This window comes from Actinoallomurus sp. CA-142502 (assembly GCF_050936355.1).
GTDB lineage: Bacteria > Actinomycetota > Actinomycetes > Streptosporangiales > Streptosporangiaceae > Actinoallomurus > Actinoallomurus iriomotensis.
In genome coordinates this window covers 10885761-10901709 of the sequence record NZ_JBNJMY010000001.1, presented here as the reverse complement: position 1 = coordinate 10901709, position 15949 = coordinate 10885761, and the positions used below count along the sequence as shown (strand labels likewise).

The 15949-nt window shown below is 70.1% G+C and carries 19 protein-coding genes; 11 read left to right on the top strand and 8 right to left on the bottom strand.

All coding sequences use genetic code 11. The features are described from left to right. Positions 1-6: 6 nt before the first annotated feature. Entirely contained in the window at positions 7-990 is a 984-nt protein-coding gene (locus ACQEV1_RS51285; protein ID WP_433406163.1) for a LacI family DNA-binding transcriptional regulator, read from the bottom strand. 275 nt (positions 991-1265) lie between these two features. Between ACQEV1_RS51285 and ACQEV1_RS51280 the strand changes: the two genes are divergently transcribed. From ACQEV1_RS51280 to ACQEV1_RS51270, 3 genes are all read left to right on the top strand, one after another. After that, on the top strand, positions 1266-2585 hold the full coding sequence (locus ACQEV1_RS51280; RefSeq protein ID WP_285629505.1) for an ABC transporter substrate-binding protein: 1320 nt from the start codon (positions 1266-1268) through the stop codon (positions 2583-2585). Positions 2586-2695: 110 nt separating this feature from the next. Continuing rightward, positions 2696-3520 carry a carbohydrate ABC transporter permease gene (locus ACQEV1_RS51275; RefSeq protein WP_285629633.1) on the top strand — a complete coding sequence of 275 codons (825 nt, stop codon included), beginning with the start codon at positions 2696-2698 and terminating at the stop codon, positions 3518-3520. A gap of 2 nt (positions 3521-3522) precedes the next feature. Next, positions 3523-4392, top strand: a complete 870-nt coding sequence (locus ACQEV1_RS51270) for a carbohydrate ABC transporter permease (protein ID WP_285629506.1) — start codon at positions 3523-3525, stop codon at positions 4390-4392. A gap of 2 nt (positions 4393-4394) precedes the next feature. On the opposite strand, the gene ACQEV1_RS51265 is transcribed toward ACQEV1_RS51270, so the two are convergent. From ACQEV1_RS51265 to ACQEV1_RS51255, 3 genes are all read right to left on the bottom strand, one after another. Further along, positions 4395-4673: a hypothetical protein gene (locus ACQEV1_RS51265; RefSeq protein WP_285582188.1), complete on the bottom strand. Its 279-nt coding sequence runs from the start codon at positions 4671-4673 to the stop codon at positions 4395-4397. A gap of 118 nt (positions 4674-4791) precedes the next feature. Continuing rightward, on the bottom strand, positions 4792-5379 hold the full coding sequence (locus ACQEV1_RS51260; protein WP_285629507.1) for a hypothetical protein: 588 nt from the start codon (positions 5377-5379) through the stop codon (positions 4792-4794). Between the two features lie 144 nt (positions 5380-5523). After that, complete coding sequence (locus ACQEV1_RS51255; RefSeq protein ID WP_285629508.1) at positions 5524-5973, bottom strand: GNAT family N-acetyltransferase; 450 nt, start codon at positions 5971-5973, stop codon at positions 5524-5526. Positions 5974-6062: 89 nt separating this feature from the next. On the opposite strand from ACQEV1_RS51255, the gene ACQEV1_RS51250 reads away from it, so the two are divergent. The 3 genes from ACQEV1_RS51250 to ACQEV1_RS51240 all read left to right on the top strand — a co-directional run bounded on the left by ACQEV1_RS51250 (position 6063) and on the right by ACQEV1_RS51240 (position 7234). After that, on the top strand, positions 6063-6299 hold the full coding sequence (locus ACQEV1_RS51250) for a hypothetical protein (RefSeq protein ID WP_433405439.1): 237 nt from the start codon (positions 6063-6065) through the stop codon (positions 6297-6299). Then, positions 6296-6556: a WhiB family transcriptional regulator gene (locus ACQEV1_RS51245; RefSeq protein WP_433405436.1), complete on the top strand. Its 261-nt coding sequence runs from the start codon at positions 6296-6298 to the stop codon at positions 6554-6556. Before ACQEV1_RS51250 ends, ACQEV1_RS51245 begins: the two co-directional genes overlap by 4 nt. A gap of 69 nt (positions 6557-6625) precedes the next feature. Beyond that, on the top strand, positions 6626-7234 hold the full coding sequence (locus ACQEV1_RS51240) for a rhomboid family intramembrane serine protease (protein ID WP_285582195.1): 609 nt from the start codon (positions 6626-6628) through the stop codon (positions 7232-7234). 14 nt (positions 7235-7248) lie between these two features. On the opposite strand, the gene ACQEV1_RS51235 is transcribed toward ACQEV1_RS51240, so the two are convergent. The 3 genes from ACQEV1_RS51235 to ACQEV1_RS51225 form a co-directional block, all read right to left on the bottom strand. Beyond that, positions 7249-7941 (bottom strand): SDR family oxidoreductase, encoded by a 693-nt coding sequence (locus ACQEV1_RS51235; protein WP_285629509.1) that lies wholly within the window; start codon positions 7939-7941, stop codon positions 7249-7251. A 10-nt stretch (positions 7942-7951) separates the two neighbouring features. Continuing rightward, complete coding sequence (locus ACQEV1_RS51230) at positions 7952-9439, bottom strand: hypothetical protein (protein ID WP_433405432.1); 1488 nt, start codon at positions 9437-9439, stop codon at positions 7952-7954. A gap of 66 nt (positions 9440-9505) precedes the next feature. Next, entirely contained in the window at positions 9506-10345 is an 840-nt protein-coding gene (locus ACQEV1_RS51225) for a class II glutamine amidotransferase (RefSeq protein ID WP_285629511.1), read from the bottom strand. A gap of 135 nt (positions 10346-10480) precedes the next feature. Between ACQEV1_RS51225 and ACQEV1_RS51220 the strand changes: the two genes are divergently transcribed. The 4 genes from ACQEV1_RS51220 to ACQEV1_RS51205 all read left to right on the top strand — a co-directional run bounded on the left by ACQEV1_RS51220 (position 10481) and on the right by ACQEV1_RS51205 (position 14247). Next, on the top strand, positions 10481-12313 hold the full coding sequence (locus tag ACQEV1_RS51220) for an acyl-CoA dehydrogenase (protein ID WP_285582203.1): 1833 nt from the start codon (positions 10481-10483) through the stop codon (positions 12311-12313). A gap of 169 nt (positions 12314-12482) precedes the next feature. Further along, positions 12483-12707 (top strand): DUF6458 family protein, encoded by a 225-nt coding sequence (locus ACQEV1_RS51215; RefSeq protein ID WP_285629513.1) that lies wholly within the window; start codon positions 12483-12485, stop codon positions 12705-12707. Between the two features lie 7 nt (positions 12708-12714). Then, on the top strand, positions 12715-13641 hold the full coding sequence (locus tag ACQEV1_RS51210) for a sigma-70 family RNA polymerase sigma factor (RefSeq protein ID WP_433405424.1): 927 nt from the start codon (positions 12715-12717) through the stop codon (positions 13639-13641). Positions 13642-13695: 54 nt separating this feature from the next. Next, positions 13696-14247 carry a dihydrofolate reductase family protein gene (locus tag ACQEV1_RS51205; RefSeq protein ID WP_433405421.1) on the top strand — a complete coding sequence of 184 codons (552 nt, stop codon included), beginning with the start codon at positions 13696-13698 and terminating at the stop codon, positions 14245-14247. 30 nt (positions 14248-14277) lie between these two features. On the opposite strand, the gene ACQEV1_RS51200 is transcribed toward ACQEV1_RS51205, so the two are convergent. Further along, on the bottom strand, positions 14278-14715 hold the full coding sequence (locus ACQEV1_RS51200; RefSeq protein ID WP_349498013.1) for a MerR family transcriptional regulator: 438 nt from the start codon (positions 14713-14715) through the stop codon (positions 14278-14280). Positions 14716-14742: 27 nt separating this feature from the next. On the opposite strand from ACQEV1_RS51200, the gene ACQEV1_RS51195 reads away from it, so the two are divergent. Beyond that, positions 14743-15945, top strand: coding sequence for an MFS transporter (locus tag ACQEV1_RS51195; protein WP_433405417.1), 1203 nt, complete (start codon positions 14743-14745; stop codon positions 15943-15945). Positions 15946-15949 lie beyond the last annotated feature (4 nt).

Here is a 15949-nt window from a genome sequence, read left to right as displayed (position 1 = left end):
CCCTCCCTAGGCGGCGGGCGGCGGCGCGGTGGACAGCCGGACCCGCAGATCGGTGGCGAGCTCCATGCGAGGACTCACGAGGGCCTCGCCGTCGAGCTGCTGGAACAGCATGCGGGCCGCGAGCCGGCCCATCTCCTCCAGGGGCTGGCGGACCGTGGTCAACGGTGGTGACAGCCACTGGCACAGGGGAAGGTCGTCGAAGCCGACGACGCTCAGATCGTCGGGCACCCGCAGCCCGGCCTGCCGGGCGGCCTCGTACGCGCCCATGGCCTGCTGGTCGCTGCCCGCGAAGATCGCCGTCGGCCGGTCGTCCAGGGCGAGCAGCTCACGGGAGGCGCGGAACCCGCCCTCGTGCCGGAAGTCGCCGTACAGGACGAGCCGCCGGTCGAACTCGATGCCCGCGCGCTCCAGCGCGGTCCGGTAGCCGTCGATGCGGGCCTGGGTGCAGAGCATGGTGCGCGGGCCGCCGATGGCCGCGATGCGCCGGTGCCCGAGCGACAGCAGGTGCTCGGTCGCGGCCATGCCGCCCGCCCAGTTGGTCGCGCCGACGCTGGCCACGTCGGTGTCGGGCAGGTCGACCGGGTCGATGACGACGAGGGCGATCCCCGCGCGTTCGAGCTGCTCACGCTGCTGCGACGTCATGCTCGAGGTCACCAGGATCACGCCGTCGCTGTCGTGCATGGTCGTCATGGAGGTCCAGCTGGGCGGGCGCGCGTCGTCGTCGCGTACGAGGGAGACGACGGTGCCCGTGCCTCGCTCGGTGCACTCCGCCTCGACGCCGCGCAGGATCTCCACCGCCCACGGGCTGTCCAGTCCGCCGATGACCAGGTCGACCAGCCCGGAACGGCGCGCACGACGACCGCCCGGCGCGAGGTAGTTGTGCGTCCTCAGCAGGTCCGCGACCCGCTCGCGCGTGGCGGGCGCCACGTCGGTGCGGCCGTTCAGCACCTTGGAGACGGTGGCCTGCGACACACCCGCCTCCGATGCGATCAGGGCAAGCGTGGGTCGTGTGGGCTGCTCGCTGATGACGCTACCTTCCTTCGCTCCGCCGACCTGTGATCACGAATGCTATCGCAAACTTTCGAACCGGCACAGACCATCGTATCCAGCGGCTTAGCCGAGCGCAGTTCACGATTACGTGACAGGGGGTTGACCCCCGTACCGGCCTTTTCTAGGGTACGGCAGCAATAGATATCGATAAATTTTCGAAAATCTATCGCCCGCGTTCTCGGACCGTTCTCCCACCCCCAGTCAAGGAGGTCCTGATGGGCGAGACGCCCCTCTCTCGGCGCACCTTCCTGTCCGCTGCCGCGATCACCGGCCTGTCCGCGCCTCTCCTCAGCGCCTGCGGCACCTCCGGCCCGGCCGGCGCGAAGGGAGGCGGGAAGACCGTCCAGGCCTGGGTCCTGGTCGACGAGGCGCAGAACCGCGTGCAGAACGTGGCGATCGACGACTTCAACAAGGGCTCCTCCGGCAAGGTGAAACTGCTGCCGATCTCCAGCGACGGCGCGGTCTACGCCGACAAGCTGCGGGTGAGCATGGGGTCGCCCAACCCGCCCGACCTGCTGTTCAACTGGGGCGCCGGCAGCATCCGCAACTACGTGCAGGCCGGTGGCCTGGTCGACCTGAGCTCGCAGCTGAACGCCGACACGACCTGGAAGAACTCCTTCCTGCCCTCGGTGCTGAACGCCGGGCAGATCGACGGGAAGTACTACGGCATCCCGATGCGCGGCATGCAGCCGGTCGTGCTGTTCTACAACAAGACGCTCTTCGCCGAGCAGGGCCAGAAACCGCCGGCGACCTACGACGACCTGCTCAAGCTGGTCGACTTCTTCAAGGGGAAGAAGATCCAGCCGTTCGCCCTCGGCGGCCTCGACCAGTGGCCCGAACTCATGTGGCTGGAGTACCTCGTCGAACGCGCGGGCGGCCCGACCGTCTTCCAGAACATCGCGGCCGGCCGGCCCGGCGCCTGGCGCGACCCGGCGATCGCCACGGCGTTGAGCCAGATCCAGGACCTGGTGCGCCGCGGCGCGTTCGGCACGAACTTCAACTCGGTCAACTACGTCAACGACGGCGCCGGGCTGCTGTTCGCCAAGGGCAAGGCGGCCATGCATCTCATGGGCACCTGGGAGGTCTCCAACCAGGTCGAACGGCACCGGAAGTTCGCCGAGACGGACCTCGGCTTCGCGCCGTTCCCGTCGGTGGCCGACGGCAAGGGCGACCCGAACGCCGTCGTCGGCAACCCGACCAACTACTTCTCGGTCAGCACCAAGTCCGTCGACAAGGACGCCGCGATCGCCTTCCTCAAGAAGGAGATGGCCGCACCGGCGTACGTGGACGCGCTCATCAAGTCCGGCGACGTGCCGGCCGTGACCGGCATCGACGCGAAGCTGTCCGCCTCGCCCCAGCCGGAGTTCGCGCGCTACGTCTACCAGCTCGTGCAGAAGGCGCCGAGCTTCACCCTCTCGTGGGACCAGGCGCTGATGCCGCAGTTCAAGACGCCGCTGCTGGCGAACCTGCAGAAGGTCTTCTCCGGCAAGCAGACCCCGCAGCAGTTCGTCACCGCCCTGGAGTCGGTTAAGTGACCACCGCGCTCCCGGCCGCGCGCCGCGGGGGCGTCCGTGCGGCTGAGAAGAGCACCGACCGGGCGGCGCGGCCGGGTGTGCTGTGGGTCGTGCCGGCGGCGCTGTTCTTCATGGTCTTCGCCGGGCTGCCGCTCCTGCTCGTGGCGGTGCTGTCGTTCACCTCCTGGAACGGCCTCGGCACGCCCAGGTTCAACGGCCTGGACAACTGGAGCCGTCTGCTGTCCGACTCGTCGGTGTGGCAGTCGCTGCGGATCAGCGCGATCCTCACCGTCCTGTGCTGGGCGGTGCAGACCCCGCTGGCGCTGCTGCTCGGCGTGTGGGCGGCCGGCCGGCAGCGCAACCGGGCGGTGCTGTCGTCGATCTTCTTCCTGCCGCTGCTCATGTCGACGGCGGCGATCGCCATCACCTGGCTGACGCTCCTCGACCCCAACTTCGGGCTCGCCGCCAAGTGGGGCCACTACATCGGCTTCCCCGACGGCAACATCATCGGAAGCCCGCGCGGCGCGCTGGGCTGCGTCGTGGTGGTCGTCGCCTGGCAGTTCGTGCCGTTCCACACGCTGCTCTACCAGGCGGCCACGCGGCAGATCCCGCAGTCGCTGTACGACGCGGCCACCGTCGACGGCGCCGGGCGGGTGCGGCAGTTCCGGCACATCACGCTGCCGCAGCTGCGCAACACCATCGTCACCTCGTCGGTGCTGATGCTCGTCGGGTCGCTCACCTACTTCGAGACCGTGCTGATCCTCACCGGGGGCGGGCCGGGGAGCGCGACGAACATCCTGCCGCAGCACATGTACATGACCGCCTTCCGCGACTACCAGATGGGGTACGCCAGCGTGATCGCGCTCGCCCTGGTCGCGCTCGGCACCGCCCTGTCGCTGCTCATCGTCCGGTTCTCCGGGTTCGCCAAGATGCGCAGCACGCTGGAGGGGATCTGAGGATGGCCGACGTCAGGCTGAGGGGAGCGCACCGCGCCGTGCGCGGTCGCCGCCTCACGGAACGGCCGAACTGGGGGGCGGGCGTCGCGGCCGTCGTCTGGCTCGCGTTCGTGATCATCCCGATCTACCTCATGGTCAAGGACGCCCTGCAGACCACCGACTCCTACCTCGACGGCGGCCCGCTGTCGCTCCCGCGGCACGTCACCGGGCACAACTTCGTCGACGTCTTCGACCGCGGCTTCACGCGCTACCTGATCAACACGGCCATCGTGACGGTCGCGAGCGCCGCGCTGACCGTGCTGCTGGCGTTCCCGGCCGCGTACGCGATCGTGCGGTCCCGCAGCCGGGCGGTCTCCGGGATCTTCCGGCTCTTCCTCGCCGGCCTGGCCATCCCGGCCCAGGCGACGATCATCCCGGTGTACCTGCTGATCACCCGGATGCACCTGTACGACTCGCTGACCGCGATCGTGCTGCCCACGGTCGCCTTCGGCCTGCCGCTCAGCATCCTCGTGCTGGCCTCCGCGCTGCGGGACGTGCCACGGGAGCTGTATGAGGCGATGACGCTGGAGGGCGGCGGGTCGGTGCGGCTGATGTGGAGCCTCGCGCTGCCGCTCAGCCGCGCGTCGCTGACCACCGTGTCGGTCTACTGCGCGCTGAACGCCTGGAACGGCTTCCTGTTCCCGCTGATCCTCACCCAGTCCGACGAACAGCGGGTGCAGACACTCGGCCTGTACAACTTCCAGGGCCAGTTCAGCTCGAACATCCCCGGTCTGATGGCGGCGGTGCTGCTGTCCGCGTTCCCGATCTTCGTGGTCTACCTGTTCGCGCGGCGGTGGCTGGTCGCCGGGATGGCCGGCGTCGGGGGGAAGTGAGCTCAGCGAGCGCCCGTACGGTGCTCGCGCAGGAACGCCGCGATGCGTCGTGCGGCTCCCGCGGGGTCGCGGACCGGATGGCGCATCGCGGCGTTGTGCCAGTCGAAGTCGGTGCCGGACTCGCTGACGAAGACGTACAGCGGGACACCGGGGACGTCGGTCGTGACGGTGAGGCCGGGCAGTGCCTCGCGAAAGCCGACGTTCAGCCCGAGTCCGGCCAGCTCATCGTGCAGTTCGCCGAGCAGCCGCAGTTCTTCGTCGTACCGCATCGCGTGTCGCATCGCCCCGCCCCTCTCTGGTCGCCGGAGGTGAGGTGATCCGGGGACCGCCACATCTCCACATACGCAGCGGAAGTGGCAAAAGGTTCATTTCGGTCGGGGCTGGGCCGTGCGGGCGGCCTCACGACACCTGGTCGACGGTACGGCGGGGAGCGCGGAAGACGCGGACGACCTCGCTGACCCGGTCGGTCAGGATCTCCTCGGTCCGGTTTTCGTACGTCCCGCGGCCGGCGCGGCGCTGCGCCCAGCGGGGCACCGGCGTGGCCGTACGGTTGGCGGCGTGCCAGCGGTCGGTCAGCTCGCCGAGGCTCTGCCGCGCCTGGGCGAACGTGTGGCCGGGCAGGTCCACCTGCCGCGCCTGACGGGCCGCCGTCTCCGCCGACTGGTAGGCCTTCGCGGCCTCCACGGCCTGGCTCTCCTTGCGCGCCGGCCCCACCATGCTGATCACGGTGGTCAGCATCGCGGCCGACAGGGCGAGCGCGCCGGCCACCACGGGGAACCGGTCCCCGGCGAGTGCGACGCTGCCGGCCACCCCGGCCGAGACGACGGCGGACGAGCCGAGCCCGAGGTTGATGAACCGCCAGATCCGTACGGTCTCCCACTGCGCCCGCGCGGCCCGCGCGCAGACCTCCTCGATCCGGCAGAACTCGGCCGCGACCGCGACGCGCCACGTGGGCTCGATCCCGCCGAACAGCTCCTTTTCGGCCATGGGGCTTCTCCGATCACCTCGCCGACGATGAGCCAGATGATTCAGTGATCACCGCCCGCGCGTGGCCCCGACAACGGAAACCGGGAATGCCCTTGACCGATGATCTTGCGCCGGGGCCGGGCGGGACCGGCGAGTACGCCGGCGTCAGAGCTGGAGCTTGAGTCCCTCATGGGTGGGCTCGAAGCCGAGGGACTCATAGAAGCGGATGGCGTCGGCGCGGCGCTTGTCGGAGGTGAGCTGGACCAGGCCGCACCCGCGCTGTTTCGCCTGGTCGACCGCCCAGGTGATCATCTCGCGGCCGAGGCCGCGGCTCCGGTGGGCGGAGGCGACGCGCACTGCCTCGATCTGGGCGCGCTCGGCGCCCATCCGGCTGAGGCCGGGGATGTAAGTGATCTGCAGCGTGCCGGCGACCTCGCCGTCGATCTCGGCGACCACCAGGTGGTTGCGGGGGTCCGCGTCGACGTCGCGGAACGCGGCCAGGTAGCGGCCGGACTCGCCTTCGCGGCCGGCGCCGATCATGTCGTCCGCCAGCAGGGCGACGATGGCGGGCACGTCCTTCTCGGTGGCGGAGCGGAAGATCACGTCGGTCGGCACGTGAATCACCTTAGTGCGGATTGACACGACCCCACGTAGTACTACAGTTGGTAGTACTACAACATGTCAATGCGTCGATGGAGGCGGCAGTGACCGCACCGCCCGTGCTGGTGTCTCCGAGCCGCCTGCTGGACCACCGTCTCGAGGATCTCGTCGCCACGGAACTGGCCCGGCTGGCCCGCCGGGCACCCGCACTGGCCGACGACCACCTAGGTCTCGTCGAGGCGTCGCTTCAACAGATCATCAACCGGCTGCTGCCGGCTCGGGGGCGCGCGAGCGCCTCCCCCGAGGCGGTGGCCGCCCTGTTCGACCTGGAGTGGGTGTGAACATCGAGCACTGGACGGACCTCGCGGCCTGTCGTGGCGAGGACCCCGAACTCTTCTACCCGGTGAGCGCGACCGGCCCGGCCATCATGCAGGTGGAAGAGGCCAAGCGCGTGTGCGCGGGCTGCCCGGTCACCGCGGACTGCCTGAACTGGGCCCTCCGCGCCGGCGAGCCGGCCGGCATCTGGGGCGGCACCACCCCGGAGGAGCGTCGCTACCTGCGCCTGAAGCCCCTCCCGGCGGCCCCCGCCTGGTACTGAGCGCCCTCGGTCATCCACAGCACGGCTGAACTTATTTCGCCGACACACCAGGCGACGTACCGTTGCCGCATGACCGACGCCTCCCTCCCCACGCGTTCGCCGAGTGACGGGCTCACCGGGCACGCGTCGCGTGTGGTCGGTGCTCTCTTCATGACGTTCCTGCTGCTCGGCGCGTGCTGGGCGGTGGAAGTGGTGAACTACGCCGACGACGGCGCGCTCAGCGCCCGTTACGGCATCCGCCCGCACGACACGGGCCAGATCTGGCACGTCTTCACCGCGCCGTTCCTCCACGCGAACCTCGACCACATCATGGCCAACTCCGTGCCGTTGGCGGTCTTCGCCTTCCTGGCCGCGCTGCGCGGGGTGTCACGCTTCGTCTCGGTCAGCCTGATCATCATCGTGGCGAGCGGCCTGGGCGTCTTCTTCCTCTCCGCGCCCGACAGTGTGACCGTCGGGGCCAGCGGACTGATCTTCGGATACTTCGGCTACCTGCTCGCCCGCGGCTTCGTCGAGCACCGGGCGTTCGACATCGTGGTGGCCGTCATCCTCGCCGTGTTCTACGGCACGATGATCTTCGGCGCGCTGCCGGGACAGCCCGGGATCTCCTGGCAGGCGCACATGTTCGGGCTGATCGGCGGCATCCTCGCCGCCTGGATGACCCGGCAGCGCACGGCCTGACCTCCGGGAGGCGTCTATGCGCGCACGCTGATGTCGGTGACGGTCGCGTCGCGCGGTGTCCGCAGGGCGTTCACGATCACCGTGGCGACCGTCCGCGGGGACATGAACTCGTCCGGGTCGTACTCCTCGCCCTCCAGGGCGCGCACCTGACGCTGCATCTCGCTCGCCGTACGGCCCGGGAACACCGACGTGACCCGCAGCTCCGGTTCCTCCGCGCGCAGCGAGTCGGCGAGTGCGCGCAGCGCGTGCTTGCTCGCCGCGTACGCGCTCCAGGCCGGCTTGGAGCGCAGCCCCGAGCCGGAGTTGACGAACACCACGTGTCCACGGGCCGCGCGCAGCGACGGCAGTAGCAGGCGGGTCAGCTCGGCGGGCGCGGCGGTGTTCACCAGGAGCTGGTCGAGCCAGTCGCCGGGCCGCAGCTGCTCGATCGTGCCCAGCCGGATCCCTCCGGCACTGTGCACGAGGCCGTCCAGCGGCGGGAGCTCCGCCTCGCCGAGCGCCGGCTCGATCTGCCGCGGGTCGGTCAGGTCCAGGACGAGGGTGCGCACCCGTTCGCCGCCCGTGTCGCCGGCGATCCGGCGCGCGGTGGCGTCGAGGCGTTCGGCCGAACGCCCGGTGAGGATGACGTGGTGACCGTCCTCGTGCAGCATCTCGGCCACGGCCGCGCCGATGGCGCCGGTGGCCCCGGTGATCAGGTAAGTGCCCACGTCACCATCCTCACGCACGACGGAGCACGCGGGCGACACCGGCGATCAGGGCGGTCGCCAGGATCCATCCCGTGCCGGTCAGCCCCCACGCCAGCCAGTCCGTCCAGCCGACCGGATCCCAGGCGCTGCGCTGCCCGAACGTCTCCAGCGGCAGCATCAGATCCAGTGTGTAGACGAACGCGTGGAAGTGCGGGCGTTCGTCCGGCTGCCGGATCGTGTGCGGGTGGTACACGCTGAAGACGATCGTGCCCACGGCCACCAGCAGCACCAGCCACAGCCCGGAGATCCACGGCCGGTAGCCGTACCCGACCGTCCAGTCGAGGAGCACGCCCCACGTACGGCTGACCGGGTTCAGGTGCCGGCGGCGCGCCCGCTGCTTGACGAGCTGGCACCGGCGCGCGAGGTCGTCCCGGCCGATCTGGCGCAGCCACGTGGCGAGCTGCTCGTACGGCTGCGGGCGGAAGCCCATCGGGTCCCGGCCGACCCAGCCCAGCCGTCTGGCCTCGGGCCCGCCGCGCAGGGTCTGGTAGACGAGCCCGTTGAGGCGGAGCGTCTCCGGCCACACGTCCTCGCGATCGAGGATGACGTCGATCGTGGAGTACCCGAGCGTCACCTCGCCCTCGATCGCCACGCGTGGCGTGAGGATCAGCTCCTTGACCTGTGCGTGAGAGAGGTGGAGCGCTCGCTGCCCCGGGGCGTGCAACGCGCCGTCGTCGAAGGACAGCGTGCCGGTGATCCGGGCGCCGCGCAGCCGCACCGGGCCCTCGGCGGTGAAGCCCTCGCTGCACTCCATCCGGTCCTCGACGAGGAGGTTCTCCCCGTCGAGCGCGAAGCCGTCGGGGGCGCGCAGCGTCGTACGTTCGAGGAAGAGCCCGCCGGTCATCCGGGCGCCGGTGAGCCGTACGCCGCCGGTGATGTCCGAATTACGGATGAACGCGCCGACGTCGACCGTGAGCCCGCCGGCGAACAGCGCGTACCCGCCCTGGTTGCGGATCTTCGCGCCGTTGATCCGGAGGCCGCCGGAGACGTATCCGCGGATCAGCCGCACCTCACCGTCGATCTCCGACCCGGACAGGCTGAAGAACCCGTCGACGCGCAGCCCGCCGCCGTCGAAGCCGGGCATCGAGCAGTCACCGAACCGCATCTGCCGGGCGCGGGCGTTGGAGAAGTCGGGCGTCTCGTCCAGGACGCAGTGCCGCAGGCGGAGCTCGCACCCGACCTCACCGCCGGACACGTTGATCGCCCCGGTGATCCGGGCCCCGCGGAGGCGGAGGGCCGGCACCCGGCCGGGCGCGCGGTCGTGGGCGCCGAGCAGGAGGGCCGCGATCACCTCGGCCCGCACGATCCGCTCCGGATCGTCCGTGCCGTCGGGCCGGTCGTCCCCGAGGTCGACGGGCGCGCCGGTGGGGTAGGCGTCCCACAGCCGCTGTTCGACGGGGGTCAGGCCGGGCCGGTCACGCCTGAACCAGGCGACGACGGAATCCCAGGCATCGGCCACAGGCCGTAATCGTAGAGGTTCCGGCGGCGTACGTGTCGTGACAACAGGCGATATGAACGGCTGCTCTCATGGCGGCGACGCGGGGTGGAACGGGTGTACCTCGTGCAACCCGTGCTCGGTCACGATGTACGTCGACTCGGGTACCTCGTTCCACGCGCCCGGAAGATCGCGCAGCGGCTCGGAGACGACGATCCGCGCGTCGTCGGACAGCACCTCCCGGATGAAGACCTCCGGGTGCAGTTGCCGGAGAGTGCGCACCTCGGTGCTGTAGAACAGGGACCGCGACCGGTTCTGGCTGGAGTACCGGAAGGACCACACCCGCTCGCCGTCGGAGGTCGCGACGGTCATCTGCACCGCGTTCTCGACGCCGTACCGCCGTCCGGTCCACTCGACGAAACCCACCATCCGCTCGACCGCCGCGGGCGGGTCCTGGCGCAGCCCGAAGGTGAGCGCGAGGAAGAACATCACCTCGGAGTCCGTCGAGCCCTCGATCGCCGGGTAGAGCTCCGGATCGACGGCGAACACCAGATCGCGCTTGAGGCGGCCGAAGTCGGTGATCGCGCCGTTGTGCATCCACAGCCACCGGCCGTACCGGAACGGGTGGCAGTTGGTCTGCTGCACCGCGGACCCGGTGGAGGCGCGGATGTGCGCGAAGAACAGTCGCGAGCGGAAATGGCCGGCGAGTTCGCGCAGGTTCAGGTCGCTCCACGCCGGTATGGTGCTCCGCACCACCGTGGGCGGGACGTCGCCGTCACCCTCGTACAGGCCCAGACCGTATCCGTCGCCGTTGGTCGTCTCCGCTCCCAGCCGGGCGAACCGGCTCTGCTCGATCAGCGAGTGCTCCGGTTCGTAGAGAAGTTCGTCGAGAAGGATCGGAGAGCCGGTATAAGCGAGCCATCGGCACATGTGTGCCCCCTCCCCGGGCAACGGAAAATTCCCTTCTCCTGTTTGTATGTCCGGTTACCGGCGGGTAGCATCATGCGTGTTACTAGCCGGTACGTAAGGGCACGACTCGCCCGCCCGAGAGCTACGGGGTGCTTCATGGGCCACTACAAGAGCAACCTGCGGGACATCGAGTTCAACCTCTTCGAGGTGCTCGGTCGTCAGGACGTCCTGGGCACCGGGCCCTTCAGTGAGGTCGACGAGGCGACCGCGCGCAGCGCTCTGGAAGAGGTGAACCGCCTCGCGACCGGCGTGCTCGCCGACTCGTACGAGGACGCGGACCGGCACCCCCCGGTCTTCGACCCGGCCACCCACTCGGTCACCATGCCCGAGGCCTTCAAGAAGTCGTTCAAGGCCTACTTCAACGACGCCGAGTGGTGGCGGCTCGAACTGCCCGTCGAGCTCGGCGGCATGCACGCGCCCCGCAGCCTGCACTGGTCCGTCGCCGAACTCATCCTCGGCGCCAATCCGGCCATCTGGATGTACTCCAGCGGCCCCAGCTTCGCCCAGCTCCTGTGGGAGATCGGCACGCCCGAGCAGAAGAAGCTCGCCGAGCTCGCCATCGAGAGTCACTGGGGTTCGACGATGGTGCTCACCGAGCCGGACGCGGGCTCCGACGTCGGCGCCGGCCGTACGAAGGCGATCGAGCAGCCCGACGGCACCTGGCACATCGAGGGCGTCAAGCGCTTCATCACCAGCGCCGAGCACGACATGGCCGACAACATCCTGCACTACGTGCTGGCCCGCCCCGAGGGCGCCGGGCCGGGCACCAAGGGCCTGTCGATGTTCATCGTGCCGAAGTACCTCGTCGACACCGAGACCGGTGAGCTCGGCGAGCGCAACGGCGCGTACGTCACCAACGTCGAGAAGAAGATGGGCCTGAAGGCCTCCACGACCTGCGAGCTGACGTTCGGCGAGAAGCACCCGGCGGTCGGCTACCTCGTGGGCGGCGTGCACGAGGGCATCAAGCAGATGTTCATGATCATCGAGCAGGCCCGCATGATGGTCGGCACCAAGGCGATCTCCACGCTGTCCACCGGCTACCTCAACGCGCTGGCGTACGCCAAGGAGCGCGTGCAGGGCGCCGACCTGACCAAGATGGCCGACAAGACCTCGCCGCGCGTCACCATCACCCACCACCCCGACGTACGCCGCCTGCTCATGCTGCAGAAGTCCTACGCGGAGGGCATGCGGGCGCTCGTCCTGTACACCGCGACGTACCAGGACAAGATCCAGGTCGCGCGCGCCGAGGGAACGCGCGACGAACTGGCGGAGAACGTCAACGACCTGCTGCTGCCGATCGTCAAGGGCGTCGGCTCGGAGCGGGCGTACGAGGTGCTGACGCAGTCGCTCCAGACGCTCGGCGGCTCCGGCTTCCTGCAGGACTACCCGATCGAGCAGTACATCCGGGACGCCAAGATCGACTCCCTGTACGAGGGCACCACGGCGATCCAGGGCATGGACTTCTTCTTCCGCAAGATCCTGCGCAACAACGGCGAGGCGCTCCAGCACCTCGCCACGCAGATCAAGGAGTTCGCCGAGAGCGACGCGGGCAACGGCCGCCTCAAGCAGGAGCGCGCCCTGCTCGCCAAGGCCCTGGACGACGCGCAGGGCATCGTGACCCCGATGGTCGGCTGGGCGATCGAGTCCATGGAGAAGCCGCAGGAGGCCTACAAGGTCGGCCTCAACACGACCCGCCTGCTCATGGTGCTCGGCGACGTGGTCATCGCCTGGCTGCTCTGCCGGCAGGCCGAGGTCGCGCTGAACCGGCTCGGCGGCGAACTGTCACCCGCCGACCAGGCGTTCTACAGCGGCAAGGTGGCCGCCGCGCAGTTCTTCTGCGCGACCCAGCTGCCCAAGGTCGCCGCCGAGCGCGCCATCGTGGAGGCGACCACCACCGATCTGATGGAACTGCCCGAAGAGGCTTTCTGAGCCGATGGCCTGATACACCGCACGAGAGACCATTTCGTATGTCCCGCCGCCCCTGGTTCGAGCGGCGGGACATACGTCATCATCGGTGTCGATAGGGTGGTGTGCCACAGCAGTCGGGTGTTTACTCGAAGTGAAATCCGGGCCCGTGGGGGTTCCGGAGGTCGGAGGCATGGTGGGCTTTGGCGTCAGCATCTTCCTGATCACACTTGGGGCCATTTTCAAGTGGGCCATCAAGGCGCACCTCAGCGGCATCGACCTGCCCGCCCTCGGCGTGATCCTGATGGTCGTCGGCGCCGCCTCGTTCCTGCTGCAGCTCGTCATGATGAGCCGCACCCGCGCCCCGCGCGGCAATCCCGAGGTCATCAACGACGACCGCAACCAGCCGCCGGTCTGAGCAACCCTTGGACTTCGAGCTCTACCGCGGTGAGCTGGTCGCCTACTGCTACCGCATGCTCGGATCGTTCCACGAGGCCGAAGACCTGGTGCAGGAGACCATGCTGCGCGCCTGGAAGGCCCGCGACCGGTACGACTCCGCCCGTGCGTCCGTACGGACCTGGCTCTACCGCATCGCGACCAACGCCTGCCTGACCGCGCTCGACGGCCGGGCGCGGCGGCCGCTGCCGTCCGGGATCGGCGCGCCGAGCGACGACCCCGGAGCGCCGCTCACGCCGGCGTTCGACATCCCCTGGCTCCAGCCGTTCCCCGACACGCGGTACGACCCGGGCGCACGCGCCGGCCTGCGGCTCGCGCTGGTGGCGGCGACGCAGGTCCTGCCGCCGCGGCAGCGCGCCGTCCTCGTCCTCCGCGAGGTGCTGGAGTTCAGCGCCGCCGAGGTCGCCACACAGCTCGACACCACGGTCCCGGCGGTCAACAGCGCCCTCCAGCGGGCCCGGGCCGCCCTCGCCGGCGTCGGGGACATCGGCGAGGTCGCCGAGCCGGACGACCCGGAGGTACGCGCGGTCGTCCAGCGGTACGTCCAGGCGTTCGAGGCGGCCGACGTCCCGGCGCTCGTCCGGCTGCTCACCGACGAGGCGATCCTGGAGATGCCGCCGGTGCCGCTGTGGTACCGCGGCAGCGCCGACTACGGCCGCTTCATGCATCGCGTGTTCGCGATGCGCGGGCCGGGTTGGGCGGTACGGACCCTGACCGCGAACGGGCAGCCCGCCCTCGCCGCGTACGCCCCGGAGCCCGGCGGCGGACACCGGCTGCACACGCTCCAGGTCCTCACGGTCACCGGCGGGCGGGTCGCGCACAACGTGGTGTTCGCCGACCCGTCCGTGTTCCCGGCCTTCGACCTGCCCGAAAGTTTTTCTTCCGCGGAGCGATGAGTCCGGCCGGTCTCGCCGGTATGTACGGCGAGCATCGACCGAAAGGACACCATCGTGAGCGTCATCGTCATTCAGTTCGTCACTCTGGACGGGATCGTCTCGGACCCGGACGGGTCCGCGGGCACGCCGTCCGGCGGCTGGGCGTTCCGGCACGGACCCGAGACCGTCGCCGGGGACAAGTTCAAGCTCGGCGCCACGCTGGACGAGGGGGCCATGCTGCTGGGGCGCAGGACCTGGGAGCTGTTCTCCCGGCTGTGGCCGGGCCGCGACGACCCGTTCTCCACGCGGATGAACGCCGCGTCGAAGCTGGTCGCCTCCCGTGCGCTGACCGACGCGTCGGCGTGGGCGAACTCCCAGGTCATCGAGGGCGACCTCGTCGACGTCGTCAAGCGTGAACGGCGCGACGTGATCATCACCGGCAGCATCAGCGTCGTGCACGCGCTGATGGCCGAGGACCTGATCGATGAGTACCGGCTGCTGACCTTCCCGACGATCCTCGGCGCCGGGGAGCGGCTGTTCCCCGTCGGCGGTCCGCCGGCCCACCTGGAGTGCCGTTCGGCCGAGAAGAACGGAGCCGCCGTCCTCACCCGGTACGTCAGGGGGTGAGTCCGTTCCATGAGGGCGCCGTCCTCGCCGCTACGGCAGGACGGCTGAGAGCTCCGGGTGAGCGTCGAGGGCCCTGGCCGTGACGTCGGCGGGAGCGGCGGCGATGACGCGGTCGAGGGCGGCACGTGAGGTCTGCAGATCGGCGATGGCCCGGGTGATCCGGCCACGCTCCTGGGCGAGGTCGGCGAGCAGGTCCGGGCAGGTGGGCACGAGGTGCTCTTCCTCGTCGCGCAGGCACGGGAGGACCGTGGCGATGGCGCTGGTGTTCAGTCCGGCGGCGAGCAGGCCGCGGATGCGGCGGACCGTGACGACGTCCGCTTCGTCGTACTCCCGATAACCGCTGGAGCGGCGCCGGGGCCGGAGGAGGTCCTGCTCCTCGTAGTAACGCAGCAGCCGCTCGTGCACGCCGGTCCGCCTGGACAGTTCGCCGATCCGCACCTGGTCCCCCTGGGAAGACTTGACTCTCACATAGATGTGAGAGTTTAGCGTCCAGGCATGGCAACGAACACGTCCGCCTGGACGCGATGGTCGGCCCTGGCCGCGCTGACCGGATGCGTCTTCACGGTGGGCACGGCGGAGTACGTGATGGTCGGCCTGCTGCCGACGCTCTCGGCCGGCCTGCGGGTGCCCGTGCCGACCGCGGGACTGCTGGTGTCCTGGTACGCCCTGACGGTGGCCGTCGGCGGGCCACTCGTGACCGCGCTGACGCTCCGGCTGCCGCGCAAGGCGCTGCTCCTGGCCCTGCTCGTGGTGTTCGCGGGCGCCAACGCGGTCGCGGCGGTGGCCACCGGCTTCGGCATGCTGGTGGCGGCCCGGATGGTCACGGCTCTGACGCACAGCACGTCGTTCGCGGTCGCCATCGTGCTCGCCGTCGGAATGGTTCCGCCGGCGCGCCGAGGTCAGGCGATCGCGGTGGTCGCGGCAGGCTGGAACCTCGCCACCGTGCTCGGCGCGCCGCTGGGCACCTGGCTCGGGCAGACATACGGCTGGCGGACGACGTTCTGGGCGATCGTCGTGCTGAGCGCGCTGATGTTCGCCGCCGTCGCGGCGCTGACGGCCAGGCCCGCCGAGGAAGCCTCCGGTCCGTCGCGCGCCGAACTCGCGTCGCTGCGTGGACGGCGGGTCGTGACGCTCCTCGGGGTCATCGTCGTGTCCCAGGCCGGCCTGTTCGCCTTCTACACCTACCTGTCTCCGTTCCTGGGCCTGCGCGGCTTCTCGCCCCGGACCGTCACCCTCTTGCTGGCCGTTCTTGGCGCCGGGGCGCTCGTCGGCAACTTCACCGGCGGGCGGCTGGCGGACCGCGCGCCGTGGGGCTCGCTGTCCGCGACCATCCTCGCCCTGGCCGGGGCGCTCGCCGCTCTCGCACTCGCCGGACGGCTCCACGCGATGACGGTCGTGACCGTCCTCGTCCTCGGCGTGGTGATGGGCGCGCTCATCCCGCTGCTGCAGGAACGGGCGCTCGCCGCCGCGCCCTCGGCCCCCACCCTGATCACGGCGACCAGCGCCTCGGCGTTCAACCTCGGGATCGCCGGCGGATCGTGGCTCGGCGGCCACGCCCTCGACGCGGGCCTCGACCTGGCGCACCTGCCCTGGACGGGGATCCCGGCCGTTCTCGCCGCGCTCCCGCTCACCGTGTACGCGGCCCGCGCCCACCGGAGCGATCCACGCCCCGCCGACCACTTTGTCCGTGTGAAGTGACACC

What these genes read in the sequence shown, in the direction of transcription:
- ACQEV1_RS51280 (WP_285629505.1), top strand. Translation starts at nt 1,266, where the DNA reads ATGGGCGAGACGCCCCTCTCTCGGCGCACCTTCCTGTCCGCTGCCGCG.
- ACQEV1_RS51275 (WP_285629633.1), top strand. Translation starts at nt 2,696, where the DNA reads ATGGTCTTCGCCGGGCTGCCGCTCCTGCTCGTGGCGGTGCTGTCGTTC.
- ACQEV1_RS51270 (WP_285629506.1), top strand. Translation starts at nt 3,523, where the DNA reads ATGGCCGACGTCAGGCTGAGGGGAGCGCACCGCGCCGTGCGCGGTCGC.
- ACQEV1_RS51265 (WP_285582188.1), bottom strand. Translation starts at nt 4,673, where the DNA reads ATGCGACACGCGATGCGGTACGACGAAGAACTGCGGCTGCTCGGCGAA.
- ACQEV1_RS51260 (WP_285629507.1), bottom strand. Translation starts at nt 5,379, where the DNA reads ATGGCCGAAAAGGAGCTGTTCGGCGGGATCGAGCCCACGTGGCGCGTC.
- ACQEV1_RS51240 (WP_285582195.1), top strand. Translation starts at nt 6,626, where the DNA reads ATGACCGACGCCTCCCTCCCCACGCGTTCGCCGAGTGACGGGCTCACC.
- ACQEV1_RS51225 (WP_285629511.1), bottom strand. Translation starts at nt 10,345, where the DNA reads ATGTGCCGATGGCTCGCTTATACCGGCTCTCCGATCCTTCTCGACGAA.
- ACQEV1_RS51220 (WP_285582203.1), top strand. Translation starts at nt 10,481, where the DNA reads ATGGGCCACTACAAGAGCAACCTGCGGGACATCGAGTTCAACCTCTTC.
- ACQEV1_RS51215 (WP_285629513.1), top strand. Translation starts at nt 12,483, where the DNA reads ATGGTGGGCTTTGGCGTCAGCATCTTCCTGATCACACTTGGGGCCATT.
- ACQEV1_RS51195 (WP_433405417.1), top strand. Translation starts at nt 14,743, where the DNA reads ATGGCAACGAACACGTCCGCCTGGACGCGATGGTCGGCCCTGGCCGCG.